The 26697-nt window shown below is 35.8% G+C and carries 20 protein-coding genes and 1 tRNA gene; 14 read left to right on the top strand and 7 right to left on the bottom strand.

Going from position 1 to position 26697, the window contains the following annotated elements; translation table 11 throughout:
* The first annotated feature begins 130 nt into the window (after positions 1-130).
* Positions 131-205, top strand: a tRNA-Arg gene (locus QL229_RS13470).
* Between the two features lie 825 nt (positions 206-1030).
* Here QL229_RS13470 and QL229_RS13465 read toward each other — a convergent pair.
* Entirely contained in the window at positions 1031-2884 is a 1854-nt protein-coding gene (locus tag QL229_RS13465) for a retron Ec67 family RNA-directed DNA polymerase/endonuclease (RefSeq protein ID WP_281547062.1), read from the bottom strand.
* Positions 2885-3464: 580 nt separating this feature from the next.
* On the opposite strand from QL229_RS13465, the gene QL229_RS13460 reads away from it, so the two are divergent.
* The 6 genes from QL229_RS13460 to QL229_RS13435 all read left to right on the top strand — a co-directional run bounded on the left by QL229_RS13460 (position 3465) and on the right by QL229_RS13435 (position 13997).
* Complete coding sequence (locus QL229_RS13460; protein WP_281547061.1) at positions 3465-5024, top strand: Fic family protein; 1560 nt, start codon at positions 3465-3467, stop codon at positions 5022-5024.
* 476 nt (positions 5025-5500) lie between these two features.
* Complete coding sequence (locus QL229_RS13455) at positions 5501-6043, top strand: RNA polymerase sigma factor (RefSeq protein WP_281547060.1); 543 nt, start codon at positions 5501-5503, stop codon at positions 6041-6043.
* Positions 6033-7073: a FecR domain-containing protein gene (locus QL229_RS13450; RefSeq protein ID WP_281547059.1), complete on the top strand. Its 1041-nt coding sequence runs from the start codon at positions 6033-6035 to the stop codon at positions 7071-7073. Before QL229_RS13455 ends, QL229_RS13450 begins: the two co-directional genes overlap by 11 nt.
* Positions 7074-7093: 20 nt before the next feature.
* Positions 7094-9454: a TonB-dependent receptor gene (locus tag QL229_RS13445; protein ID WP_281547058.1), complete on the top strand. Its 2361-nt coding sequence runs from the start codon at positions 7094-7096 to the stop codon at positions 9452-9454.
* A 216-nt stretch (positions 9455-9670) separates the two neighbouring features.
* Complete coding sequence (locus tag QL229_RS13440; protein WP_281547057.1) at positions 9671-11758, top strand: TonB-dependent receptor; 2088 nt, start codon at positions 9671-9673, stop codon at positions 11756-11758.
* Positions 11759-11798: 40 nt separating this feature from the next.
* Positions 11799-13997 carry a prolyl oligopeptidase family serine peptidase gene (locus tag QL229_RS13435; RefSeq protein WP_281547056.1) on the top strand — a complete coding sequence of 733 codons (2199 nt, stop codon included), beginning with the start codon at positions 11799-11801 and terminating at the stop codon, positions 13995-13997.
* Between the two features lie 58 nt (positions 13998-14055).
* Here the strand turns inward: QL229_RS13435 and QL229_RS13430 are convergent.
* Together QL229_RS13430 and QL229_RS13425 are read right to left on the bottom strand one after the other, a co-directional pair.
* Positions 14056-15212, bottom strand: a protein-coding gene (locus QL229_RS13430) for an IS3 family transposase (RefSeq protein WP_281547055.1) whose coding sequence is annotated in 2 segments (ribosomal slippage) — positions 14056-14969 and positions 14969-15212 — 1158 coding nt in all. Because the reading frame shifts where the segments join, the coding sequence is not laid out codon by codon here.
* 162 nt (positions 15213-15374) lie between these two features.
* On the bottom strand, positions 15375-15575 hold the full coding sequence (locus tag QL229_RS13425; RefSeq protein WP_281547054.1) for a helix-turn-helix transcriptional regulator: 201 nt from the start codon (positions 15573-15575) through the stop codon (positions 15375-15377).
* 154 nt (positions 15576-15729) lie between these two features.
* Here QL229_RS13425 and QL229_RS13420 point away from each other — a divergent pair, with 154 nt between their 5' ends.
* The 4 genes from QL229_RS13420 to QL229_RS13405 are packed head-to-tail and all read left to right on the top strand — an operon-like array spanning position 15730 to position 18602.
* Complete coding sequence (locus tag QL229_RS13420) at positions 15730-15969, top strand: hypothetical protein (RefSeq protein ID WP_119853811.1); 240 nt, start codon at positions 15730-15732, stop codon at positions 15967-15969.
* Positions 15962-17131, top strand: coding sequence for a site-specific integrase (locus QL229_RS13415; protein ID WP_281547053.1), 1170 nt, complete (start codon positions 15962-15964; stop codon positions 17129-17131). Before QL229_RS13420 ends, QL229_RS13415 begins: the two co-directional genes overlap by 8 nt.
* A gap of 33 nt (positions 17132-17164) precedes the next feature.
* A complete protein-coding gene (locus QL229_RS13410) occupies positions 17165-18094 on the top strand; it encodes an HD domain-containing protein (protein ID WP_281547052.1) in 930 nt (309 codons plus the stop codon).
* 1 nt (position 18095) lies between these two features.
* A complete protein-coding gene (locus QL229_RS13405) occupies positions 18096-18602 on the top strand; it encodes a hypothetical protein (RefSeq protein ID WP_281547051.1) in 507 nt (168 codons plus the stop codon).
* 67 nt (positions 18603-18669) lie between these two features.
* Here QL229_RS13405 and QL229_RS13400 read toward each other — a convergent pair whose 3' ends face one another.
* Genes QL229_RS13400 through QL229_RS13390 form a run of 3 tightly spaced genes read right to left on the bottom strand, consistent with a single transcriptional unit; the run spans position 18670 to position 23363 of the window.
* Positions 18670-21399, bottom strand: a complete 2730-nt coding sequence (locus QL229_RS13400; RefSeq protein WP_281547050.1) for a site-specific integrase — start codon at positions 21397-21399, stop codon at positions 18670-18672.
* A 1-nt stretch (position 21400) separates the two neighbouring features.
* Entirely contained in the window at positions 21401-22843 is a 1443-nt protein-coding gene (locus QL229_RS13395; RefSeq protein WP_281547049.1) for a hypothetical protein, read from the bottom strand.
* Positions 22830-23363, bottom strand: coding sequence for a hypothetical protein (locus QL229_RS13390; protein ID WP_281547048.1), 534 nt, complete (start codon positions 23361-23363; stop codon positions 22830-22832). Before QL229_RS13390 ends, QL229_RS13395 begins: the two co-directional genes overlap by 14 nt.
* A 335-nt stretch (positions 23364-23698) precedes the next feature.
* On the opposite strand from QL229_RS13390, the gene QL229_RS13385 reads away from it, so the two are divergent.
* The gene (locus QL229_RS13385; protein WP_138557041.1) at positions 23699-23920 is read left to right on the top strand and encodes a Rho-binding antiterminator; all 222 of its coding nucleotides are present in this window, start codon (positions 23699-23701) and stop codon (positions 23918-23920) included.
* On the opposite strand, the gene zntB is transcribed toward QL229_RS13385, so the two are convergent.
* On the bottom strand, positions 23915-24886 hold the full coding sequence (gene zntB, locus QL229_RS13380) for a zinc transporter ZntB (RefSeq protein WP_135926175.1): 972 nt from the start codon (positions 24884-24886) through the stop codon (positions 23915-23917). The two genes, QL229_RS13385 and zntB, sit on opposite strands and share 6 nt — an antisense overlap.
* Positions 24887-25046: 160 nt before the next feature.
* Here zntB and QL229_RS13375 point away from each other — a divergent pair, with 160 nt between their 5' ends.
* Together QL229_RS13375 and rimK are read left to right on the top strand one after the other, a co-directional pair.
* Positions 25047-25469: an ATP-dependent zinc protease gene (locus QL229_RS13375; protein ID WP_135926174.1), complete on the top strand. Its 423-nt coding sequence runs from the start codon at positions 25047-25049 to the stop codon at positions 25467-25469.
* A 56-nt stretch (positions 25470-25525) separates the two neighbouring features.
* The gene (rimK, locus tag QL229_RS13370; RefSeq protein ID WP_135926173.1) at positions 25526-26431 is read left to right on the top strand and encodes a 30S ribosomal protein S6--L-glutamate ligase; all 906 of its coding nucleotides are present in this window, start codon (positions 25526-25528) and stop codon (positions 26429-26431) included.
* Positions 26432-26697 lie beyond the last annotated feature (266 nt).

Below are 26697 nucleotides of genomic sequence, written 5' to 3'. Positions count from 1 at the left end.
GTGTTTTAATGCAAATTGCTGAATTTATGTGCATATAGAGAGCTCGGCGCTAGCATTTAATGACAGATGCCATTATCATTGCCGGGTTGTCATGCTGATATCGCGAGTCAGTACTGGCGACGACAAATGTGCTCTCGTGGTGAAATGGATATCACGTGGCCCTCCGGAGGCTAAGTTGCAGGTTCGATCCCTGCCGAGAGCGCCATTTGCTCCCTTTCTTTTGTTGGTGGTAATCACTAACTTTAAGAAAATGGTGACCTGAATGTGACCAAGTTGGACTAACGACAACTCTCTTTATCTGGTAATTACTTTTTAGATTGATTCTATATTTGGATTTAGGATAGCTAACTGGGCACAAGGAAAGTATGACTTCTCATCCCTAATAAAATTCTGAACAACCCTAAATATTTATCTATATCATCAAAACTATGTACAACAGTTCTTATGCTTATAGTAAGAGAAGTAATTGCACAGTCTGATAAAAATAAGTTCTGATCTATTTTAGATGAAATAGCTGATTTACCAAAAACAAAAGCATTCGAAAAGTGGCTATCACTAGGCCGTTCAAAAAGTGAAATAAATATCGCCAGTACTCAAAATAATAGTCAAATTCAGTCTATTTATGGTGACAAAAATGTAGAAATATTAACAAGCTTGTTTTCAAATATTGTTACACTAAAGTCTGGCTCTTCTTTTGTATCAGCAAAAAATTTCAGATGAAAACTTAGGTAAGCGTATGGTAATAGGAGCAACTTTTAGCTTAGATTAGGTGCATCTACATAAAGCACTCTGGGAAGAAAAGTTATAAGAAGTAACTTAGCACTTAATAGTAAAAGATTAAAACTTATTTTTTAGGGTATGCTAGCGCTGTCCTTCCTACTTTATTTGGTAATCAGCTATTCCTTGATACCTGCGCTGATGAAAGTATCAATTCACCCCAGTATAGAATTTGCGAGCTAAATGAAAAACACCTTAACTTTCATACTTGGAGTTATAAAAGTAAATATATATCAATGGATGCATTAATTATCTATCGTATTGATTTGTAGTGGTTTATAGCCTTTACTATACGATCTAGTAAAGGAATAAGTCCATCAAAATTGATGTACTTTTTTTGGGATTTAATTATATGATTCGCAAACGCTTCTTTACTGAGATCTTTTGAAGGATCCCGTTTACTTACAGAATTAAAAAATAATCCATTTGTATGTTTCTTTAGCCTAGCATCGTCTCCAAAGAAATATTCAATATCAGTTTCCTCATCATTAGCTCCTCGCGGAGTGAAAATAACATATAGATTATTGATAACATGTATAAAATCAGCTTTCCTAACGTCTTTTTTAGGATCTAAGGTACTAGGACTCAAAGTTGTCTTTTGATTAAAGCTTTTAGACTGCAATAAGATTTCTATTTGTTTAGGGCCATCATCATTATCTATAAAAATAATAACTGGATTTTGGGGTTTTTCTGCCCTATATATTTTACTTTTTACAGCATATGTATCGATAAACCCTCTTAAATAGTCAGCCCCTCCATAAAGCTCTAGTAGAAACCTTGTTCTTTTAGAATATTCTACAAACCTTATTAGTAACTCATATCTACTTTCACTTTTATAGACCAGTTGCTTGTATTTACTATGTAACTGATTAATTGCAGATTTCAAGTAGATATTATCGGTTTTACCTTCACACAATATAGTTGGCTTTTCATTTGCGTAAAACAGTCTATAGAACAGAAATTTACTAAAAACCACTTCTCTTCCTGATAGTAAGCCATTTGTACGCTTACCATAGTTCTTAAGAGAGTATTCTGGAGTTAATGGAGGTTTTTGTCTCATTCTATTGTAATGATCTACTTGATCTATGAAATTAAGTTGTCCTTCTAGCTCATTTATATTCCCTTCAACTAACTCTTCATTTTTCTCTGTAGTGAAGTGTCCTGTATTAAATAATGAGTTACATTTGGCTCTTGCTTTACGCCAATATTCTTTTTTTATATTTGGCTTTTTGTTTACAATTAAACCTGTCACATCTTGCCTAGAGTTTTTATATTGAATACGAGTTTTTCTTTCATTAATACTGAAGCCTGCATGTTCAATTGCTCTTTTAAGCCTTTTCCCTGCAACATACCCTTTACTCGAATCACACATGATTTCTGGTGGAAAAACAGATAACCGCGTTGAAAAAGTTATATCATCTGCATAACGTGTATAGGTGCATTTGTATTTTTTAGCTAATGAAGCCAAGCGAATATCTAAATGATGCGTTATCAAATTGGTAATTACGGGAGAGGATGGGCTTCCTTGAGGCAGTGTATTTTCGTAACAAGCTATTTGAGCAATTACTGTTGCAATAGTAGGTGATAGCTCAAAGTTTTTATTTTTTATGAAAAAACCTCTTATACGACCAAAGTTGAACGAATCGAAAAAGTTTTCAAGATCGATATTTAATACATTCTTTTGACCTAAGTGCATCACTGCATTTGTCAATATGGAACGTTGCCTCGTAAAACCATGTGACAAAGAAGGTTGTTTTATAGCTGCATTTGAAATTTTAACTTTTAAAACTTCAGCTGAGGAATCATTTTTTTGAGAGTTATTTTTTTTGGGTGATACTAATTGTGAGTGCGGGTATTTAGCTGCATTTATTTCATCAATACAGTCCATCAACAACTCAGATAGTTTTAATTGTAAACTTTTGAGCTCTTTACCCGGAGCTGCTATCTTTCTCTTACCCCCTGATTTTTTATCTATTTCAAATTGATGATACTGATTTTCTGGTTTAATAATATATAAACATTTAGTGAGAAAAATGGGGCTTACACCCAAAACAGCGGCCAATTGTGGCTTAGTAAGTGCTCCTTTTAAGTTCTTGAGCTTGCTCATATGCGCCTACTCTACCTCCTTTTCAATTGTGGTTTATGGGCACTCCTAGGCACTTTTATCAGGTAGCCATCATTATGATGGAAATCTACTAATAGGCAGTTCTTTCGAACAATTTTTTCACAGATCGCGAAACGCGACCAAAAATCTGCCCATAAACCAGCTTAATCTTAACATACATTAAAATCACGCTCATAGTTTTTAGCCCACCTTGACTTGGAGAAAAGTGATATTTATTGAGGAGAATTACATTCTTTGAATAGTATTAAGAGACTTACATGGTATTTTTTAGTGTTTTGTGTTGTTTGTAAGTACTTTATGGTGTTTGTAAGTGCTTTATGGTATTTGTAAGTGCTTTATGGTATTTGTAAGTGCTTTATGGTATTTGTAAGTGCTTTATGGTGCTTGTAAGTGTTTTATGGTTTTTGTAAGTGTTTTATGGTTTTTGTAAGTGTTTTATGGTGATTTTTATTGCTCTTTGGATCTTCGAATGATTCAGCAGCAAATTTAAGTTGTTTCTCGACAAGCAACTTATTACTCTATATACAAATTACAACACCAATTTAGAAAAGTACAGATTTTTATGAAACCAGTTGGCTATAGCTATTTAGATAAACACTATAAATTGATCCTACCTAAATTAGGTGTTGAAGTATACTATGATGAAAATGCAGAAACAGAAACCGTAACTAATTACGGAGCTTCCTGTAGAAAGATAATTCCTAAAACAAGAAGTTATAAAGACTGTCCTTATGAACAAATGATTGAGGCTATAAAATATCAAGGCATTCGATTACACTTCTTTGCGGCCATATTTAAAAATGTAGATACAACAGAGCTTTCAGCTTTTATCAGAGATAAACCTAACTCAAAGTATAATCGAGTTTTATGGTTTTTATTTGAATGGTTAACTGAAAATAAATTGGATTTACCAGATCTAAAGTCTGGAAACTACATAAATCTTTTTGAAGAAGAGTTTTATTACACTTTAATCAGCGGGACTAGAGATAAAAGAACACGCGTAATTAATAATGCTATTGGAACTAGAGCGTTTTGTCCTACCGTAAGAAAAACTTCCAAAATATTAGAGTTAGAAAAAACTGATGTTTATGAAACAGCTTGGGCTAAAATGCAGCATGTGGGTGATGCTCTGTCAGCAGATATTATCGGAAGATCTATTAATTATTTATATTCTAAAGAAACCAAATCATCTACAGAAATAGAAAAAGAGTCTCCTAGTCGCCAAAAAATGCAGCGCTTTTTAAAAGCAATAAAAAATGCCGGTTATTTTCAGTTAACTAAAGAGAAGCTAATAGATCTACAGAACCAGATTGTTGAAGATAAATTTAAGGCTACCGACTATAGAAAAAGTGAAATTTATGTAGGTTCAGTAATAAAGCATTACAACTTTACTGATGAAGATGTTCATTATATTGGTCCGAAGGCTAAACATGTAGATAGCATGATGAAGGGGTTATTAGATACACATGACAACCTAATGATAGATAATAATATTCCTCCCTTAATTCATGCCACCGTAATTTCTTTCGGAGAAGTATATATCCATCCGATGGATGACGGAAACGGAAGAATACATAGGTACCTAATTCATGATGTTATGAAACAAAGAGAACCTGAACATAACTTTATTATACCAATATCAGCCTCAATTCTTAAAAACCAACAAAAGTATGACAAAACTTTAGACTCTATTTCAAAGCCATTAATGGCAATGTTAGATTGGGAGCTAGATGGTGATAACGATAACAAAGTTATAATTAATAATGATATAGATTATATGTATCGCTATCCTGATTTTACTGAACATGTTTGCTTTGTATATGAGATGATGGAAAGTGCGATTTCAACAGAGTTAATTGAAGAAATATGTTTGTTAATAACGTTTGATTCAGCAAAGAAACTCTTGAATGAGAATGCAGATATTCCGAATGTTATTATAGATAAAATAATTTCGATACTGATAAGTAATGGCGGTAGTTGCTCAAGAGCAAAAAGAAGGTATGTTTTAAAATACATAAGTTCAGAGCTTTTAGATGAATTAGAAAGTACGACAGTAGCTTTAGTTAACGATATTAAAAGTAGATTTAAGATAGATATTTCAAAAATGATGAATGTAAAGTGACAAGAGCTAAATGGTGGAGGGACAGTGACAAAAATTGAAACAGAAAATAAATAATTCTTTGTGGTTACTCACTTTTAGCTTTTGCAAAAGTTTGTTACCTTAGCTATATCAATCTTTTTTGGTTAGATTTTAAGAAAGGTCAAAGCGAATTTAAGGTGTGATAGATTAAATCTCCATCTTATCAGAGGGTAATTCACTCAAGTTTACTTATTTTAATTTGTTTAATCTGAAGGAATTCTTTTATATTTTCTGAATTATTTTCAGTACGATTTGAATTTATTTTTTCTTTTTAAATAAATGTAATCGTTTTTTCGTTTTGTAAAAATAAAAAATGAATCTATTAGCATAAGTTAGCTTAATCTATGTTAACGTATCTATAACCAAATTGACACAATGTCTAAGTGGTAGTAAGCTCCAACAGCATAGTATGTAGGTAGTAATTACTATTTAAAACTTCAAATAGCTTTGGTTAGTCGATGAAAAAACTACTCTCCACCAAAATGACTTTTGAGGGCATTTTCTTAAGTTGCAGGCCAAAACTGTCTAAATTGGTTTCTCGCTATTTAAACCGCCCTTCTGATATAGAAGATGTTTTACAAGAAACGTTTTTAAAAAGTTATGTTGTTTGGCTTCGAGAGCATATTGAAAAGCCTGAAAATTATTTATTTAGAACGGCTAGAAATATCTCTTTAAGCTATTTAAGCTCCAGCAACACAGTTCTTACCGATTATATTGATGACTTGCAGTTAAACGATGTTTTGAAAAGTCATGATTCAGTCTTATCAACACTAGAACGAGAAGAGAAATTTAATTTATTTTGTGCTGCGACTCGTGAACTACCAATGCAGTGCAGGCAGGTATTTGTTTTAAAAAAAGTTTATGGTTTAAGCCACAGTGAAATTTCAGACAGGCTAGGTATTAGTATCAACACTACAAATAAGCACTTAGCAAAGGCTTTGGCTAAGTTAACAGTCTTCATGAGAGAAAATGGTTATTTGGAGAGCTCTAGTGGACAATAAAGTAGATAAAACTCAACCTTCTGTAGATGAGATTGCAGCTGGTTGGGTGGTCAAGATGGAAGAAAGTGACCTCACAAAAAAAGAAGTTGCGGAATTAAATTCTTGGTTAAAAGAATCAGAAGCTAATAAAAAAATGTTAGTTGAAACTGCTTTTGTTTATGGTCATTCTGATATTTTAAAAAATCTAGAGAAATTAGTACCTTTAAAAGCCCAGAGTTTAAAAAGAAAAAAACCAGTAGAGTCTAAATGGGCTATACCTATTGTTGTTTCATTTTTTCTCGTATGCTTTTCATTCTTATATAGACTTTATCCTCAAGACTCTTTTGTCACCCAAGTATATAGTACAAAAATTGGTGAAAATTCAGAGTTTTCACTTAATGATGGGTCTGTAGTTACTCTAAACACCAATACTCGAATATCAGTACAATTTTCAAAGTCTCAAAGGAATGTTTTTTTAGAAGAAGGACAAGCATTTTTTAATGTAGCTAAAGATTCATCAAGGCCTTTTACAGTTTCAACCGACTTGGGAGAAGTTCGTGCAGTAGGCACTGCTTTCGGTGTTTATAAAAGATCTGAAGGTGTTGAAGTCATTGTTGAGGAAGGTACTGTAGCTGTTAAAACAAGTGACAATAAATTTGATACTAACAATCTTAAAGCTTCTTTGGATAAGGACACGTTCCAAAGTGGTACAAAAGTAACAGCTGGACAAATGGTTATTTATAGCTCAGAAGTTTCTAAAGTTAGCTCCATTTCACATGAAAAGCTTACCACAAAATTATTGTGGAAAAAGGGAATGATTCTATTCGAAGGAGAGCCTTTAATCAAAGTTGTTAATGAGTTTTCCCGATACTCTAAATTAAAAGTCCGAATAGTCGACATGGAATTATCTAGCATAAAAGTTGATGGTATTTTTAACGTACATGATATTGAAGGGATGTTGGCGTCTTTAAGACTAAACTTTAACATTGAACTCGTGAAAGAAAGTGATAGTGTAGTGCTGTTAAAGAAGAAAATAGAAAAAGGCGTCTAACTTAATTTGGACCTTTCATAGTGAAATATATTTTTAAACTCATATTCCAAATTCGGTATATTGTTTTAGCATTCATTTCATATGTGAGTTTTGTTGAAGTAACTTTTGCTAAAGAGCTTTTGAAATTTGATATCCCTCAATTGTCTGCGAATCTTTCTCTTAGGCACTATGCTATTCAATCTGGTCGTCAAGTAATCATTCCCCGAGCTGAGCTTGAATCTTATACCCTAAATTCCCTCTTAGGATTTTACTCTGCTGAAGATGCTCTATTGAAATTGATTGAAGGTTCACCAATAACTGTAAGTGTAGGGAGCAGTGGATTATTAATTGTTTCAGTTAATGATAAAAAGCGCGATCTTCATTCTACAAATAGTTCAGACTTAAAAAAAGTTAAAAGTCCAACTTTAGGAAATGCAGTTAGTGCTTCCAAAGATACTTCTGTAGAGCGGATAATTGTTACTGCAAGGAAAAAATCGGAGACTTTGAGTGAAATTCCGATTGCTTTGAAAGTGTTCGGTTCGGCTCAGTTAGATGAAATCGGAGCTAGAAAGTTTAGTGATTTTCTGGAACTAACCCCTGGAGTTGCTTTACTTGATTCAGGCTCGCTTCTTCAGCTTTCTGTAAGGGGAGTTTCTACTTCATTGGGAGGTAATGCAAATGGATATTACCTAAATAATGTTCCTTTCACTGGAATAACAGTGCCATGGAATCCATATGTACAAACTTTTGATATTAAACGAGTTGAAGTTCTTCGAGGCCCTCAAGGTACGCTATTTGGAGATGGTGCAATGGGGGGAACTGTTCGAATTTTAACAAATGATGCAGATCCTGTGGAGTTTTATGGGCGTATAGATAGTCAGTACTCATCGATTAGTGAAGGAGAAAACAGTAAAAGTTTTCGAGGAATGATTAATATTCCTTTGGTGCAAGATCTTGCGGCACTTCGAGTTGTTGCTATTGAAGAAAAGCAAGGTGGGTGGATTGATATTATTGAAGGCGATAATAATTACAATAGAATAAATTCATCGACTCATCGTGTACACTTTATAATAAGTCCTTCAGAAAAAATGAATATGAAAGCTTCATATTGGAGTAATGCAAGAGTTGGCTTTGGGAGTAATAGGGCTCTAGATGATAGCACTATCCAGCTTGCAGATTCAGTATCAGAGCAAGGATATGAGCAATTCTCTGCTAGCTTTGACTACGAGTTTGATTCAGTAAACTTCAGTTATGCTTATGGAAAAAATGAACTCTACTATGATGTAGTTACTGACATTCCAGGTTTGGGGCTACTTGATGCAGGGATCGAAATTAAAGTCGAAACTCATGAGTTACTATTTACAAATAATACTGATGGAGATCTAGATTGGACTTTTGGCTATTACTACCGAGATGGTAAAAGAGAAGATGAAACATTCATTGAAAGTTATACTGATACTGTAAGCCCAAGTCGCTCTGAAGCTCAGGCTATTTTTGGTGAAGTTGAGTATCATCTGAATAAGGACTGGCGTCTTGCATTAGGAGCCCGTTATTTTGAAGAAGATTTAAAAGTTTCAGAGAGCGGTATTGATATATCAGGTCCTTTTGAAACTTCTTATGAAGATGAATTTAGTCAAGTTTCACCTCGTTTAATTATTAGCTATGAACCAAATGACAATTGGTTGGTATATGCGAGTGGAGCGCAGGGCTTTCGAGGAGGGCAAGCTCAGCCTACATCTTCTATTAGTTTAGCAAATGAATTGGGTATAGATTTACCAGAGTCTATAGATTCAGACACCATCACAACTTATGAATTAGGAAGTAAGTCAACATTACTTGACGGTAGTTTAGTGCTAGAGGCTGCGGCATATTATAGTGATTGGGAAGACGTGCCGGTTCGCTTTGAGATTATCTCTGGGGCACTAAATGGTATCTATCAATCTGAGGGGATCACTATTGCGGGCCTCGAATTAGCATTAAGTGCAAGATTGAGTAAGAACCTCACAATGAATGGGGGACTTTCTTTGATGGATCCAAAATACAGTGAGGATGTTCCAGGATCATCAATCAACAAAGGTGATAAACCCACCAACATTTCTGATGTCAGCGCAAATTTATCGTTTACATATCGACAGCATGCATTTCAAGACTATGACTGGTTTGGTTATATATCAGGGCAGTATTTCTCAGAACGTGAAGATACTAGCTATGCAACTTATCAAGCAGGTGATGATATTACTCTCATGAACATGCGAGTAGGGTTAGATAATTATCGATACGGTGTATATGTCTTTGTGAATAACTTGACCGATGAGGATGGCGCGATAGGGCCAAGAAGCCCAGATATTGGAATACGTCCTCAGCCGAGAACTGTTGGTATAGAAATGAAATTTACCTTTTGATGATTTTATGAATATCAAATACTTTTCACCGTTAGTTTTTTTCTCCACACCTTTTTTAACCTTTAGTAAGTAAAAAGTTAATTAACTATGGCAGTTTTTGCTTTCCCATAAGTCTTCTATTCAGAGAGACAATTTCTACTAATTGAATTTCTCTGATACGAAATACCAAGTAATAGGGTATTTATAATAAAAATAGAAACTTCAGGAAAATGAAAAATGATAAAATCAAGTCGGAAGCACCGATCTAAGCCTAATTTTATTAAAGCATCAATTGCACTATCAATTTTTTCAACCTTCACGATATTTGCGACTCAGGCCCAACAAGAAAGCACTGATATAGAAGCAAAAGAAGACGAGTCGCAAATTGAAAGAGTAGTTATCACTGCTAGAAAGCGGTCTGAAGCTTTAGTTGAGACTCCTGTTGCTGTAACTGCATTTAGTGACGCTGCTTTAAATGACATGGGCGCAAGAAAGATTGGAGATTTTCTAGAAAAGGCACCAGGCGTATCTCTAGTAGATTCAGGCTCTTTTCAACAGCTTGCTGTCAGGGGGATCTCGACTTCTCTTGGTGGCAATGCGAATGGCTACTATCTAAACAATGTTCCTTTTACAGGGATTACAGTGCCATGGAATCCTAATGTGCAATCATTTGACTTAGAACGTGTAGAAGTTCTTCGTGGTCCTCAAGGTACGCTATTTGGTGAAGGTGCAATGGGGGGAACTGTTCGAATTTTAACAAATGACCCAGATCCTGTGGAGTTTTATGGGCGCATAGATGGGCAGTACTCATCTACAAGCGGAGGTGAGGACAATAATAGTTTTCGAGGAATGGTTAATATTCCTTTGATGCAAGATGTTGCTGCGCTTCGAGTTGTTGCTATCGAAGAAAAGCAAGGTGGGTGGATTGATATTGTAGATGGTGAGAAAAATTACAATCAAATCGATACATCAACATATCGTACACAGTTAAAGATCACACCAACTGAAAGGATGAATATTGAATTTGCATATTGGAAAAGTGACCAAGATGTTGGAGGCAGTAATAGGGCTTTAGATGATAGCACTATCCAGCTTGCCGATTCAGTATCAGAGCAAGGATATGAGCAATTCTCTGCTAGCTTTGATTACGAGTTTGATTCAGTGAATTTTAGTTATGCTTATGGAAAAAATGAACTCTACTATGATGTAGTTACTGACATTCCAGGTTTGGGGCTACTTGATGCAGGGATCGAAATTAAAGTCGAAACTCATGAGTTACTATTTACAAATAATACCGATGGAGATCTAGACTGGACTTTTGGCTATTACTACCGAGATGGTAAAAGAGAAGATACTATATTTATTGAGAACTTTACTGATTCAATTAGTCCGAGCCGCTCTGAAGCTCAGGCTATTTTTGGTGAAGTAGAGTATCACCTGAATAAGGATTGGCGCGTTGCATTAGGAGCCCGTTACTTTGAAGAAGATTTAAAAGTTTCAGAGAGCGGCATTGATATATCAGGTCCTTTTGAAACTTCTTATGAAGATGAATTTAGTCAAGTTTCACCTCGTTTAATCATTAGCTATGAACCAAATGACAATTGGTTGGTATATGCGAGTGGAGCTCAGGGCTTTCGAGGAGGGCAAGCTCAGCCTGCATCTTCTGTTAGTTTAGCAAATGAATTGGGTATCGATTTACCAGAGTCTATAGATTCAGACACCATCACAACTTATGAATTAGGAAGTAAGTCAACATTACTTGACGGTAGTTTAGTGCTAGAGGCTGCGGCATATTATAGTGATTGGGAAGACGTGCCGGTTCGCTTTGAGATTATCTCTGGGGCACTAAATGGTATCTATCAATCTGAGGGGATCACTATTGCGGGCCTCGAATTAGCATTAAGTGCAAGATTGAGTAAGAACCTCACAATGAATGGGGGACTTTCTTTGATGGATCCAAAATACAGTGAGGATGTTCCAGGATCATCAATCAACAAAGGTGATAAACCCACCAACATTTCTGATGTCAGCGCAAATTTATCGTTTACATATCGACAGCATGCATTTCAAGACTATGACTGGTTTGGTTATATATCAGGGCAGTATTTCTCAGAACGTGAAGATACTAGTTATGCAACTTATCAAGCAGGTGATGATATCACTCTCATGAACATGCGAGTAGGGTTAGATAATTATCGATACGGTGTATATGTCTTTGTGAATAACTTGACGGATGAAGATGGCGCGATAGGACCTAGAAGTCCTGATGTTGCTGTACGTTCACAGCCGAGAACAATTGGCCTAGAACTAAGTATGCAGTTTTAACCTTCCACATGGGAAGTATTAAGAATGAGAGTAAATGTATATGAATAAAACAACGAAAATAACAGCTTTCTTCACTAACTTTGTGATGTTAAGCATACTTTTAATAAACCAGGTATCGGCGCAAGATATTAAGCCGAAAGATGAATTTATTTGGTTGGAAGAGATAAGTTCAATTAAATCAAAGAGTTGGGTTGGTCGGCAAAATGCTATTACAAAGAGCAGTCTATCCAGTCAAGGTAAGTTTAAAGATATTTTAGCAAGAAGTTATGAACTACAGAAAAATGGTGAAAGGCTTCCAAATTTTTTAGATTATAAGATGCATAATGATTTCATTTATAAAGTGTTGCAGAATGAAACTAGCCCTCGAGGAGTGCTAGTTCGTAAGAATGTAAATCAATTACCCTCCAAAGAGCAATGGGAACAGTTAGTCAACTTAGATAAGATTGCGGCCGAAGAAGGTCAAAACTGGTATTTCAGTATGCATTTCCTTCGTTTTTCACCAGATGGAAAGCGATTGCTTGTGAGTCTTAGTGATGGGGGGAGTGACGCCATTACTTACCGAGAATTTGATTTGGTTAAAAAGCAATTTATAAAAACTAAAAATTTCAATACGGATTTGAAACGAACATTTGTTGAATGGTTATCTAATGATAAGCTCGTTGTTGTTACTTCCTTTGATGAAAATGAAAGAACAGATTCTCATTACCCAAGAGTTGTAAGGCTATGGAACAGAGGTGAAAAACTGGAAGAGTCTGAAATAATTTTTTCGGCTAAGAAAGTTGATACATTAGTAGGTCTTACTAGTTTACATGGGTTTGATGATAAAACTATTTTGCTGTCTGTTGTGCATGATTTTTCGAACGCATCTTTCCAATTGTTGACTAAAGAAGGGACTTTAAGTCGAATTGAATTACCTTCATTTTTCGGTGTTGATTTCTCATTTAGTGCTAATTCATTAAATAAAAAAATAATCGCAACATTACCAAAAGAATGGGTACGCAATGGTAAAAAGTATGAATCTGGTACTCTCGTAGCTATAGAATTGGAAGTACCTATGTCTATCAAAAAAGATGAATCAATAAAGTATTTAGTTGATGAAATTTTTGTTCCAGAGGACAATCAAGCGGTGAATAAGTACGATGGTGTTGGGGTCTTCAACAACAGCATTTATCTAAATGTTCTTGAAGATGTTGTTTCAAAGTTGTTCAAAATGAGCTATCAAGAGGATGGTTCAAGCAATTCTAATTGGTCAAAAACAGAAATAAGTATTCCTAGTAATGGTACATTAACACTTCCTTCATTTTCTTCACCTGAAAGTCATTTTGCAATTTTGAGGTATGAAAATTTAATTACACAGCCACAAGAATATTTGCTTGGTTCTAATGATAAACTAAAAAAAATAGGGGAGACCTCTCAAGTTCTACGTGAAAAAGACTTTACAGTAAAAAGAGTTTTTGTGACTGCTAGCGATGGAGTAAAAGTTCCTTACTTTGTCGCTTATAAGAAAGATTCTGGATTAAAATTGAGGGATAGACCTGTACTTATGTACGGATATGGTGGATTTGGAATACCGACCACACCTGCAGCATCTATGGCCTATCTAGGTGTTTTACAACCTATGTGGCTTGATAACAATGGTATTTTTGTTATTGCAAGTGTTAGAGGGGGAGGTGAATATGGGCCGAAATGGCATGACTCAGCTAAACGTACAAAAAGGCAAAGAGTTTATGATGACTATTATACAATTACCGAAGATTTAATAGCAAAAGGGTATGGACGAGCAGGAAAAATAGCATTTATTGGTGGTTCAAATGGTGGTTTGACTGCAGGTGTACTTCCAACTCAACGACCTGATTTATTTGGCGCGACAATTTCATTGGTACCGCTGTTGGATATGGAACGTTTTCATAAATTATTAGCTGGAGCGAGTTGGGTAGATGAATATGGAAGTCCAGAAAACCCAGTAGAGAGAGAAAGCTTGTTGAAGTATTCTCCTTATCATAATTTACACAAAGACAAAAAGTATCCTCCAATGTTTATTATGACCTCGACTAAAGATGATCGGGTTCACCCAGGGCATGCACGTAAGATGGCTGCTAAAATGCAAAAGCAAGGTCATGAAGTGTATTTTTACGAAGCAGCTGAGGGTGGACATTTTATGGCAATAAATGATGAAGGAAGAGCATACAATACTGCAATGCAAATGACTTTTCTCACTGAAGCTTTAGATATTCACTAGAAAGGATAGTTCTCCCAAGTAAGATCCTAACTTTCTATTTAGTTAGGATCTGTTCTGGTCAACTCCAGCCGGACACTTTTCTTAAAGAATTTTCATACTCTACTGGTGACTGTTCGTCATTAGCTGAGTGCAGCCTTTCCAGATTGTAATATTTCATATATTCAGTAACATCACTTTTCATATGTTCACGAGTTGGCTGAGCCACTTTTAACAACCAATCATGTTTCAAGCTACCAAAGAACCTTTCAACAACAGCGTTATCCCAACAAGCCCCCACTTCACCCATGCTTGCTCGCATACCAAACTGCTTTAACAGGTTGCGATATCGCTTACTTGTATACTGGGACTCTCTATCAGAATGAAATACCAAGCCTTTGGCTGGTTTTCTCAGGTTATAAGCCTTAACCATGGCTTTCATTACTAAATCAGTCGTCATACGTTTATCAATATGCCAGCCAACAATTCGACGAGAATATAAATCCATCACAACAGCAAGGTACATCCAGCCTTCGCCAGTTTTCAGGTATGTCACGTCGCCAGCCCAAATCTGATTGGGTGCTACCGGATTAAAGTTCTGGTTAAGCAAATTATCTGCAACTGCATCAGAGTGCTTACGCTTAGTTGTTACTTTATAGGCCACTCGTTGTTTAACCACTAAATTGAGTTTCGCCATTAACTTTCTGGTTTTATAACGCGTTATTTTAAAACCTTCTTTGCGTAAGCTTTTACATAACTCACGGTAGCCTAAGCTTTCTCTGCTGCGTTTAAACAGCGCTTTGGCTCTGCAATAAAGATGCAGCTCTTTGGCCGTTATAAGCTTTGCTGGACGCGCCAGCCATGCGTAATAACTTGAGCGACTCACCTTCATCGCTGAGCATAATTTTATAACGCGAAAAGCTTGGCTATTTTCTTTGATGAACTGATACTTTACTTCATTTCTCTCGCAAAGAAGGCGCTGGCCTTTTTTAAGATCTCTTTCTCCATTTTGAGATCTTTCACTTCTTTCCTCAGGCGCTTTAGCTCTGCGCGCTCATCTTCATTTAGCGAATTACCAGCTTGTTGCTCTTCGAGTTTAGCTTTCCAGTTATAAATAAGTTTGGTTGTGATCCCTAAAGAGGCTGCGGCCTCTGAAACTGAATAGCCTTGCTCAGTGACTAAAGCAACTGCTTCTTGCTTAAATTCGGTTGTATAAGATTTATTTTTACGTTTTGTCATTTAACACCTCAATATTGGAACATTGTCCATTATTAAAGTGTCCGGCTCAATTAAACCAGTTCACAATTAGAAGAGCTAGTAGAATCATAGTTTATGAATAAACTATTTTTTTATAAACAAGGCTGAAACAGCCTTGAATCACATCTTTTAAGCAGTAGTTGCTTACTTTACTTTTTCTAACAGTTCACCCACTTCACATTCGAAAAGCTCACAAAGTTTATCAATAGCTTCTAAATCAATTCGTTGTGCTGTTTCTTTATAAAGAAGGGTTATTGTATTTCTATGCAGTCCCGTTTCTCTGGCAACATCCATAACTTTCATTTTCCTTTCGCCCATTAGGCGAGCTAAGTTACATCTAATCACGTCATCTGACCTCTAAAGTGACTTTTTGTCACCCAGGATAACAAAAAGTCGTTGACAAATGCGTTTTGAGGTGCATAATGTTATTCAGGATGACAAAAAGGTTTTCTGAATTAACCTTTGTCATTTATATTAGCATGACAATTAGGTGAATACTATGCAATCAACATCTACTTATTTAACTACATCAGAGTTATCAAAACTTATTAAATATGACTGTCGAACTATTCGAGAGCAATTGAAAGATTCGGTATTGCTGGAGGGGGTTCATTACATACGCCCATTTGGAGGGCGAAAGATCCTATACGACTGGGGGGCTATACAGCGTGATATGTGTAAATTTTCTTTGCAAGCTATGGCAATTCCAATGTCAAATGGAGGTATTTGTCATGGGTAGTATTAATTCACGTGGCTCAGGAAAATTGTACCTCGATTTCAGATATAGAAATCAAAGATGTCGAGAGCAAACTGAGTTAAAAGACACACCTGCGAATAGGAAAAAGCTACAAAAGTTACTCGATAAAATTGAGGCTGAGATTTTATTAGGGTGCTTTGATTACGCGAAAACGTTTCCTAATAGCCCTCGATTAAAAAAGATCAAATATGCAGAAGAAGTTTTAAAAAACTCTGATGCTAGCTTTCCAATATTTAAGGACTTTGCTGAACTTTGGTTTACTGAAATGCAAGTTCAATGGCGGAAAAGTTATATCGCAACGATTCGAAATATATTGTTTAACAGGTTGATACCGTTTTTTGGAGAGATGCCAATAAATGAAATATCAAAATCACAGTTACTCAATTTTAGAGTGCAGTTAACACAGTTGAAAAAAAGTGGCGGTGGTTTGTTTTCTCCAAATCATATAAATCGGCATATGAAAGTTATGAGGTCGATTTTGCAAGAAGCAGCGGATCGATATGATTTTATAACTTCTTACAAGGGTATAAAGCCATTGAAAGGGCCTAAGCATCATATAAAGCCTTTATCTACCAATGAAATTGCGTTGATCCTCGAGAATGTTCGTGAAGACTTTAAAGAGTATTTTACAGTTAGAATTTTTACGGGTATGCGTACTGCAGAAATTGATGGCCTTAAGTGGAAGTTTGTTGATTTTGAGCAGCGCGTTATTTTAATTCGAGAAACATTAGTTTCTGGTCGTGAAGAGTATACGAAAAATGACTTTAGTCAGCGTGAAATTCAAATGAGTGATGTAGTCCTTCGAGCAATGATGAGTATGAAGAAGCGAACAGGGCATCTTAAATATGTTTTTTGTGACAAGAATGGAAAACCTCTCGATCATAATTGGGTAACAAAAAGTGTGTGGTACCCATTGCTTAGGCGGTTAGGAATTGAAAGAAGGGTTCCCTATCAAATGAGGCACACCGCAGCAACTTTGTGGTTAGCTTCAGGTGAGAGCCCTGAGTGGATAGCTAATCAAATGGGGCATGCAAATACTGAGATGCTATTCCGTACATATAGCAGGTATGTCCCAAATTTAACTAGAAAAGACGGTTCTGCAGCTGATGGTTTCTTCAGCAAAATTTTAAAGCCAAGCCGATAAGGCTACACTTTTTATTACTTCAGGAATTTGATTATGAAAACTTTTGAAATTGACTCTATACAGCCATTACTATCTGATGTTATTGAATTTAAGAGATTTATGGGTCGTTACTATTTAAGTAATATAACTATAAAGGAAGACTCCATTGGCCAAAAATGTTGGGTTCTGACTTTATCTGATGGCACCGGTGATTTTAATGTTTATTGTAACTCTCAAGAGTTGATGAGTATTGAACTTAAGGCCCATAGCATAGTGCATGTTGAAGCTGCTCTTTTACAGACTCATGGTAGTGCTTACTTTAAGTGTAAGAATTTATTGGAATGTAACCATTCACATAAGCTTGGAGAAGATCTGTCAAATCTACCAAGATCGCAATGTCCTTTGCCAAAGTATTTTGACGCTCTCATCGTTCTCGTAAGCCGTGTACAAAACCCATATCTAAGATCCTTTATTAGGTCTGTATTGTTACAAAAGTCAGTGGGAGTGAGGTATCTGCAGTGCCCTGCGAGTCTTAATTATCATCATAATTATCCTGGTGGATTATTGAGACATTCTGTTGAAATAGCATGGGATATTTTGGGAGTAGGTGACTTAAATTCGCATGAAAAAGATATCGCTGTTGTTGCCGCGTTATTACATGATATTGGTAAAACGCTTACTTTAACGTCATCAATGAGAAGAACAGAAATCGGTAAGTTAGTGGATCACAGTCAGTTAACTCTTGAAGTTTGCTCTAATGAACTTAAGAAGCTGGAAAGCTTGGCTCCAAATGTTGCGAACCACCTGAGGCATGCATGGACTTGTTATTCACCCAAAGCTAGGTATGGCTTCAAACCTAAAACTCAGGTTGCAAAGTATTTACAAAAAGTTGATAGAATGAATGCTGAAAATGACTATGGAGAGGGGTTCATTCCACAATTTTCGAACGTCACTGAAGTGCTGCGTGAAACGGTTGGAGGTTAGAATGAACTTGATTAATTGTGATTTTCAAAAAGTGGCAGGTTCTAAGTTGTTAAAAGCATTAAAAAAGGAGCTTTATTTGAATGTAGGTGAGCCATTTACCCAGTTAATGGTAAGACCGCAAAAGACTTTTGAAGGCTATCAGTTAGATCCTGCTACTCATGCAAAGGCACAGGCTGTACTACAGTACTTTAGCTCTTTTGGTTGTCCTATCAGTATGTTGAGGCTGGGGCGCTCTCTATCTCCTATGAATAAATTTGCAGGGTCTATACTTTCAGATGAGTTTGCTCAAACATATTTAATTTATGGTTTTCGAGTTATGCATATGTTTAAAAGTGACTTTACTGTGAGAGATAAGCTAGTTGCTTACATAGCAAGCGTAGAGTTTAGGCAATCGTCGGAGTTACTTCTTCATTATATTCAAGATAAAAAGTTAGATGCTGAGGCTGAAGTCATAGGGCTCGCGTTAACTGGTATGGCAAGAGATGGACCAAGTATATTAAAGTTTTGATATGTAGTAATGATTGCTTTTCATTGAATACAAGTAAACCCTGAGGAATCGAGAAGTGACTCAGGCTTTATGACTCTGTCACTAAATATACAAAATGAGAATTCGGCACCGGCTCGTCTTCAATCCCAGCTATATATATCGAGTTTACATGAAATAGATATTGGAGTATTTGGTTTGAGCTATTCGCTCTACCTTCTATATGATAATAAAGTTGCGCATCGATGAATCCGTTTTGTGATTCTTTTATATCATCAAGCTGTATTTCCATATATTTTTTTTCTTGTTTTACTTTAATTACCCATTTCATAGGAAGGGGGAGCTCTTCTTCGATTATATTAATAAAGTCTTTGAGCTTCTTATAGTTTTTAAATCTGATACAGCTATGTGTGGCTAATACGTTGAAGAACATATATGACATACACCATGTAAGTCTTCGATTGTTAGTTAATATAGGAGTAATGTGTTGTTGGAGTATGTGTAAATGATGAATTTCATCTGATTCTTGTGGCATTGGCGGGTGTAAATTATTTGATGTACTAGGGTATAAACGGTATTGTTTTTTTGTTGTCTTGAAGAACTCTTTTATGTCACTGGCTACTTCAAGCCACTTTGAAATAATATCACTTTTGATAGAAAGGACTTCTGAGATTGTTGAGTTATTTATACCTTGGTCATGAAGTTTTAAAGTGTCGATACAGTCATATATAGTAGGTGTTTTACAGCTAAAATCAGGGAGGTTGTTACCGATAGTAAATTTCAAAGGAGCTGAAGACTTTTTCACAAACTTTTCAAGTCTAGGTAAAATAAATTTATATGTATCACTTAAGTTGATAATACCATCATTTTTGTACTCTCTAACTACCTTTGTAGGCATGCGACATAACTTCTCCCAAAAATTTATAGGCTGTTTGAGTTCTAGATTTTTTGTCTGAGAATAAAGCAATAAGTCACATGTATGAGAATATGATCTTAGAGTCGTTTCAGGTGTTAAATGGCCAGCAGCACCAGCGATTTGCCAAAGTTCGTTGAGTAAACTTTTCCCACAAAACTCATTTTTTAGTCTATCGAAAAAATCAGCTCGATAGTCAGTAAAGGTGCTTTTTAACTCATTACACCCAAAGAACATTATCATGAGATTAGATATAAAACTATGACGACACTGATACAATGGAGAATCTGTTAGAATGAGATGTTTATTTGCAAAATAGTTAAAAATTGTACTTAACTCTGATTCATTAAATTGGATATCATCTGACGCATTTTTACTAAAAATCAGTGCTTTATTAGTGGTTTTATGTAGTAGTTTTCTCTTGTTTATATATTGCCTAAAAGTTTTTAATTCATCATCATTTAGCAGTAGCTTTAGTGGAATTTTTCTCTTCGACTGCGCTGTTTTATTATCTCCAAATTTATTTTTTTGAATAAAAAGCCAATCTTCATTTTTATCTACATCAATTAATTGCAACTTAAAGATTTCTTTAGGCCTTAGGCCACATCTGAATGCAATTATAATGATTAAGTCGATAGTTGTACGATAAAAAGAACTCTCATGTTGTAAAGCCTCATTCGTGTCAAAGCGAATTTGTTTATAAAGATGTGGGGGAATGATTGTGCTTCTAACATAATTCTTCCTTATTACTTTATCTGTTTGAAGTGTTTTTGGTAGAGTTATTGCGAAGTTTATAGCTGCATATTCAAAGAGATCTTCAGTTCGTAATTTTTTTTGTTCAGTAAATCTTTCTATAGATTGAGTTATTTTTTTGTATAGAAACTCGGAATCATCTTCATCAAATTCAGATATTTGCTCATAAATAGCGCAATTTAGCCATGCTTCACCAATCTCGCTGATGTAAGAATTAGGGGTTGAAATAGCCTTCCATCGATTAGCTTCTATCTTATCCAACATTCTAGAAATGAGTATTTCAACAGCAATTGGGGAGGGATCTTTTAATAGTGATAGTAAGTTTTTCGTAAACCTTTCAGGCCAATTATTTTTGTTGCAAAGTGCTGTTTTAGGGTTAACTGCGTTGCGTATTAAGTTGACCCATTTTTCTACTTCATTTGAAGAAGGGAGGTTAAAGCACCGTGAAAAATTGTATTTTTCATGGTGCTTTAACCTAGTAATGCGTAGATTTTTCTTTATTGGGATGTATTTTTTATTTGTAGCCATGTTGAAAAAAAGTTGGAAGCTACTTAGCGGCATAGACGCCGAAAGAAGGGTGCTATTCATATGACTTATTAAGAAGAGCGGAGTGTTTGGGTAGTGACTTCTGATCATAACTACACTTGCTGCTTTACAAAAGCGTGAGAATGAGGAAACTTTAGGTGTATTAAAACTTGACCAAAAAGAGGTGATATATTTCCAAATATCAAAATCATCAAGGTTAGTTGTTGTCGTTTTTTTCTTATGAAACTTTAAAAAGTTGTATATTGCTACAGATGTTAATTTGTCTGGAAACCAGCGTTGCAACGTTAAGCTTTCTGAACCTTTATGATAGTTGAGAGGAGTATTTTTTGCCTTGAAAACTAATTCGAAATGTATAAAGTGATTGGTTTGAAACAGGGGATTTTTCTCGGTTAAAAGTTGTTTAATTAAAGTATTAAGGCCTTCCCTATGACACAAGCCTCCGTATACTGATGCAAAAATAGCAATCAGTGCTAAATTATCATTAAAACCGATTTTAAAAAGGGAGTTATTACTTGATAAATGGACGTGAATCTCGCTTATTAACTTCTGTACCATTAAAGCATCTTTTTCCATCTGTGACGTAATTGCGGCTTTTGAATCATCTAGCATTTTATTCTCGAAGAGGGCTTTTAAGAGTTTTAATATCGAGGCTTTGAAATATTTTATTTTCAATGAAGTCTGCAAGCTTATCTAAATCATTCGTTTTTATGCTGCTAAATATTGAAGATTTATGATCTAAATTGCTATTATGATCAAAAAATAGATCAACTAATTCGGAATTAAATTCTGCTTTTTCAAATTCACTTCTTAGATAATGTCTGTGCCAGTTTGTAGGAAAAGGGAAGCGACCTTGAGTGAAATCTTTAAAGACTCTCAGAGTATTGGAGCTAATTTTGTAGCGTTTTTTCGAAGCATTATCTCGCTCAATTAATGAGAGCAAGTTGCTCGTGCCATCTATTTTTTTAGTCAACTCCTCACTAACATTTCTATCTTGATAATATGTTCTTTTAGTTAAAATTTTTATAAATTTTATGTATTCAATAAGTTGAGTATGTGCAGATTTACTTAACTTTATTAACCGTCTTGATTTCTCTCCTTTGTCGCAAATGATGACTGTTTTATCATCTAGATTGAATCTGTTTATATCTTCAAAAAAGCCCACCTTTGGTCTTAACCCGGTACTTAATTGTAAAATACTAATGGTGTATGTGGTAAAGTAATTATGAAGACTTATGTAGTCCAAGTTATTCTTATGATACTTGATGTTTCTTTGAATAAAAGCAAACAGCATTGATACGAAGTGTTGGTCTATTACACGGTTACTTCCCCAATATTCCGTCGATACTAAGGCTGGTAAAGTTGGCTTATATTGAAGTTGATTTTTAAAAATATCATCCCAGTAATTCTCAATTGTTTTTAATAAAATTTCATTATTTAATCTCGTGTAATAAATTCCTGCATGGTAGCTAATTGGCTGACCTGAAATAGCGGCGTAGACAACTTCAGAAACTGATTTTTTAATACACCATTGATGAAAATTTGATCTTGTTCGTGCCAGTGTTAGTCTTGTTTTGTACTGCTTATTGATCGACTTTAGAAATGAATTAATTAACTTTTTATAGTCTTTTTCTTCGAGGTTGGACTTCGATTTTTTGAAGTTTGCGAGAATTTTTGATAAAGGTTTTGGTATTAAAATTAATGCTGGCGAATTGGATAATTTTGCAAAGCCTTGAATTTTACTTAAGCTTTTTTGTTTCATAGTCGGTCGGTTTACAGAAAATAAAGCAGCTCCTTTAAATTTTGTATCTTCCCCAGGATAAATAATTTTATTATCTTTGTTGATTAATGAGTTTAAAGACCTGCCTGTCAAAAGTGAGCACAAAATGAAGGTGATTTTATACAATTCATTTGTGTTTTTACTACCATTGATTAGTTTATATGAAACGTTAATTAGAGTAGTAATATCATGATCATCTAACGAATCATACCCGCAAAAAAGCTGCTTTTTATGCCTTGTTAGATGTTTCTTTTTTCTTAGTTCACTCTTGCTCATAAGCACTTTGCTTTTGTTCAAGTCTTTTAATTTGAGTCGTAATTTGTGAGCGAGTTTTTTGCGTCAATGTGCTCGTAATCTCGCGCGATGAATGATGATTTGAATGTTCTTTTAACTCATCTTTAATATTAGCTGGGAGGAGATTAATTAGCTCTTCAAGGCTTCCTAAGGCGGTTTCTATATCTAAACTTTGTATAAATAAGTGTAATGCATATTGCCAGCTGAGATCATGAAGAATGTCAAAGTCTTTACATAAAATGACTTCGACAGTTTCTTGTTTCTTAAAGTTCTCAAAGAGCATTGGTAACCAATTAGCGATGACATAAAAGCTATCATTGTATTCACTTTTAACGACAAATGGATAAATAAAATCATGACACTTTATAGCATTTATTTGATCGAAATCTTTTATCAAAAAGGCTAATTCTTGAGAAAAATTGAAGGCATCCTCGGCTGTAAATCCAATGATTAGTTGTGAAGGCTTTACTGTAATAATTTCCTTTTCACAGTCCTTAAACATGTGTATCTCGAAGAAGTAATGATTAATAAACAATAGGTTTTTAGTCTGTAGAAGTCAAAATTTGAAGAAATATCTCCAATAATTTTTTACAAAATGTGACCATACCTCTGCTAAATGGTTTTAAAAGGACTTATTGGTCGTAATGAGTTAGCAGGTTAAGTGTTTGTAATTAATAATATAAACATTGGACGACGGTTAACCCCTATCACCATCAGTTTCGATAGGGGCCCTCCGGAGGCTAAGTTGCAGGTTCGATCCCTGCCGAGAGCGCCATTTGCTCTTCACTTTAATATCTTCTAAGCTCGATTTACTCTTTAATAAAACTCAAAAGTAAAATGACCTATCAACCCATAGACTGTGGCGACTACGATAAGTACGAATTATGGTGCATGCATAAATCATTATTGAGTATTACCTTAGTATCTGGTGAACAGGTAGAGGGAAGGGCTGAGACACTTAAAATATTTAACTCCGATGGCGAGCACCTGATTTTGGCGACAAAAAAAGGCGAACATGCCGTCCGCCTTGATTTAATTAAAAAGGTTATCGCGTTATAGCCACTTCTTATTTTTAAAGTAAATGCCAATTCCAACGGTTAGCACCAGCAAGAAAATAATAAACAAGCTAAATGCATAAGGGCTTTCAGTGCCCGGAATTCCACCCACGTTTACACCGAGTAAGCCTGTTAAGAAGCCAAGTGGTAAAAACAGTGCAGCAACCACCGACATCACATACATGCGTTGGTTTAGTTGCTCCGACACTTGGCTGGTAATCGCTTGTTGAATAATTTGTGCACGTTCAATCGAGCTGTCTAGCTCCTCTAAATAACGGATCAACATATTGGTTGTTTCGTTTAAGCGAGCTTTATCGTCTTCATCTAGCCACTTATATTTGTTGTTTAACAAAGTAATAAGTGCTTCTTTTTGTGGTCTTAAATAACGTTTTAACGCGATTGTCTGACGACGAATTTGCGCTAGCGATTGATGATCAAAGCCTTTGTTTGGTTCATCAATTTCATCTTCAAAGCCATCGAGTGTGTCATCAAGGCTATCGATCACCGCTTGCATACGAGACGTTAGGTTTTGCGCTAATTGACACACTAATTCAGAGATTGAGCAAGGGCCATTACTACCATCGAACGATTCAACAACGTCTTGCACCGATAATAAACGGCGTTTACGCGTTGTAACAATAACATTCTCGTTGATGAATAAACGTAACGACACCATATCTTCTGGACTTTGCGCGGGGTTTAAATTTACACCACGTAAAAACAGCATGTTACCGTTGGTAACTTTAGTTAGGCGAGGGCGTGTTTCATCAGCAATAAGGGACTCAAGTTCGTAATCTGTTAATAAGTTACTTTGTTCAAGCCACTGCACTGCATCGGCCTGACTGTAGTCCATGTGAACCCAAAGTTTTCCGTGTGCAGGTTGCCAATTTTGCAGCTCGGTACTATTGTCAATAGCACGTGCGCCGCCTTGTTCGTCTAAGATTAAGACATGAAGTAACCCATTGATCATATTGAGCTCTCATTTTACAAATAGTGCGATATAGTTGAGTATATACATTAGTATAGTCAAGACTATATTAATGAAATCGATTTATCGAGGGGATAAATATATTTCGTTGGTGTTTCTAGCGCTGTAGCGTATAAGACACTTTTTTAAAGAGGGCACATGAATGACCGCAAAAATGATAGTTGGCTGGCGTGAGTGGCTGAGCTTGCCAGAACTGGGCATTGAGAAGATCAAAGCGAAGGTGGATACAGGTGCGCGTACATCTTGTATTCATGCGTTTGATATTGAGGAATTTTCAGAAAATGGCGAAAACTGGGTGAAATTTAGTACCCATCCTCTGCAAGAAGATGTAGAAACAACAGTGTTGTGTCGTGCAAAAATCGTTGAGCGTAAGTACGTGACCAGTTCGAGTGGTCAGCGTGAACTTCGTTACTTTATTGAAACAAAACTCGTTGCAGGAGATCAAAGCTGGCCTGTAAGAGTAACCTTAAGTAACCGTGCAACGATGAAATTTAGAATGTTGCTAGGGCGCACAGCAATGGAAAATCGTATAGTCGTTGATCCGGCTTTATCACACTTATTATAAAAAGGACTTATGACACATTTTTAATGTGTATGAGTTAAACAGTTAAGGTTTTAACTATGAAACTTGGTATTTTATCTCGCAACCAAAATTTATATTCAACACGTCGCTTGATAGAGGCAGCAGAACAGCGTGGTCATGAAGTAAAAGTGATTGATGCACTACGTTGTTACATGAACATTAATTCAGAGCAACCAGAAATTCATTATCGTGGCGAAAATTTAAAAGATTTTGATGCTATCGTGCCACGTATTGGTTCATCAGTAACTTTCTATGGTTGTGCGGTATTACGTCAGTTTGAAATGATGGGCGTATTTCCTGTGAACGAGTCTGTTGCTATTACCCGTTCACGTGACAAATTACGTTCACTACAGCTACTCTCGCGAAAAGGTGTGGGTATGCCAGTAACAGGCTTTGCGAGCAAACCTGATGACGTAAAAGACTTATTAAGCATGGTAGGTGGCACACCTGTAGTAATTAAACTACTTGAAGGTACGCAAGGTATCGGTGTGGTATTAGCTGAAACACGCAAAGCAGCAGAAAGTGTAATTGAAGCATTCATGGGCTTGAAAGCCAATATCATGGTGCAAGAGTACATCAAAGAAGCTGGCGGTGCTGATATTCGCTGTTTCGTACTAGGTGATAAAGTTATTGCTGCTATGAAGCGTCAAGCTCAAGAAGGTGAGTTCCGCTCGAACTTACACCGTGGTGGTAGTGCGACACTTGTGCGTATTACGCCTGAAGAAAGAAGAACTGCTGTTGCAGCTGCTAAAGCGATGGGCTTGAACGTAGCAGGTGTCGATTTACTTCGTTCTGCACGTGGTCCATTAGTGATGGAAGTAAATTCATCACCAGGCCTTGAAGGCATTGAAGTAGCAACAGGCAAGGACATTGCTGGCATGATCATCAATTTTATTGAGAAAACAGCCGCTACAAAAAGAACTGCAACTCGTGGTAAAGGCTAAGCCTTTACCCATAATTATGTATACCCAAACCACCTCAAGGTGCGAGTTTCAGTTGGAATTAAAAGCGATTTAGGCAAGGCATTGATTGTAAGTAATAGTGGTTCTATTGTTAAAATCAATAACGCAGTATAAATCGCTTTTAAACCAACCCTTTGGGCGCTTCACAGGCACTTACTCTCATCGTTGTTACTTCTTAAAAGGGACTGCCATTCTTGCAAAGTAACGCCTTGATATTAAGCACCTGTGAAACGCTGAATTCTGCATCT

The sequence above is a fragment of the Pseudoalteromonas sp. PAR1 genome (genome assembly GCF_947311895.1).
Taxonomy (GTDB): Bacteria; Pseudomonadota; Gammaproteobacteria; order Enterobacterales; family Alteromonadaceae; genus Pseudoalteromonas; species Pseudoalteromonas lipolytica_C.
This window is presented reverse-complemented; position numbering and strand designations above follow the sequence as displayed.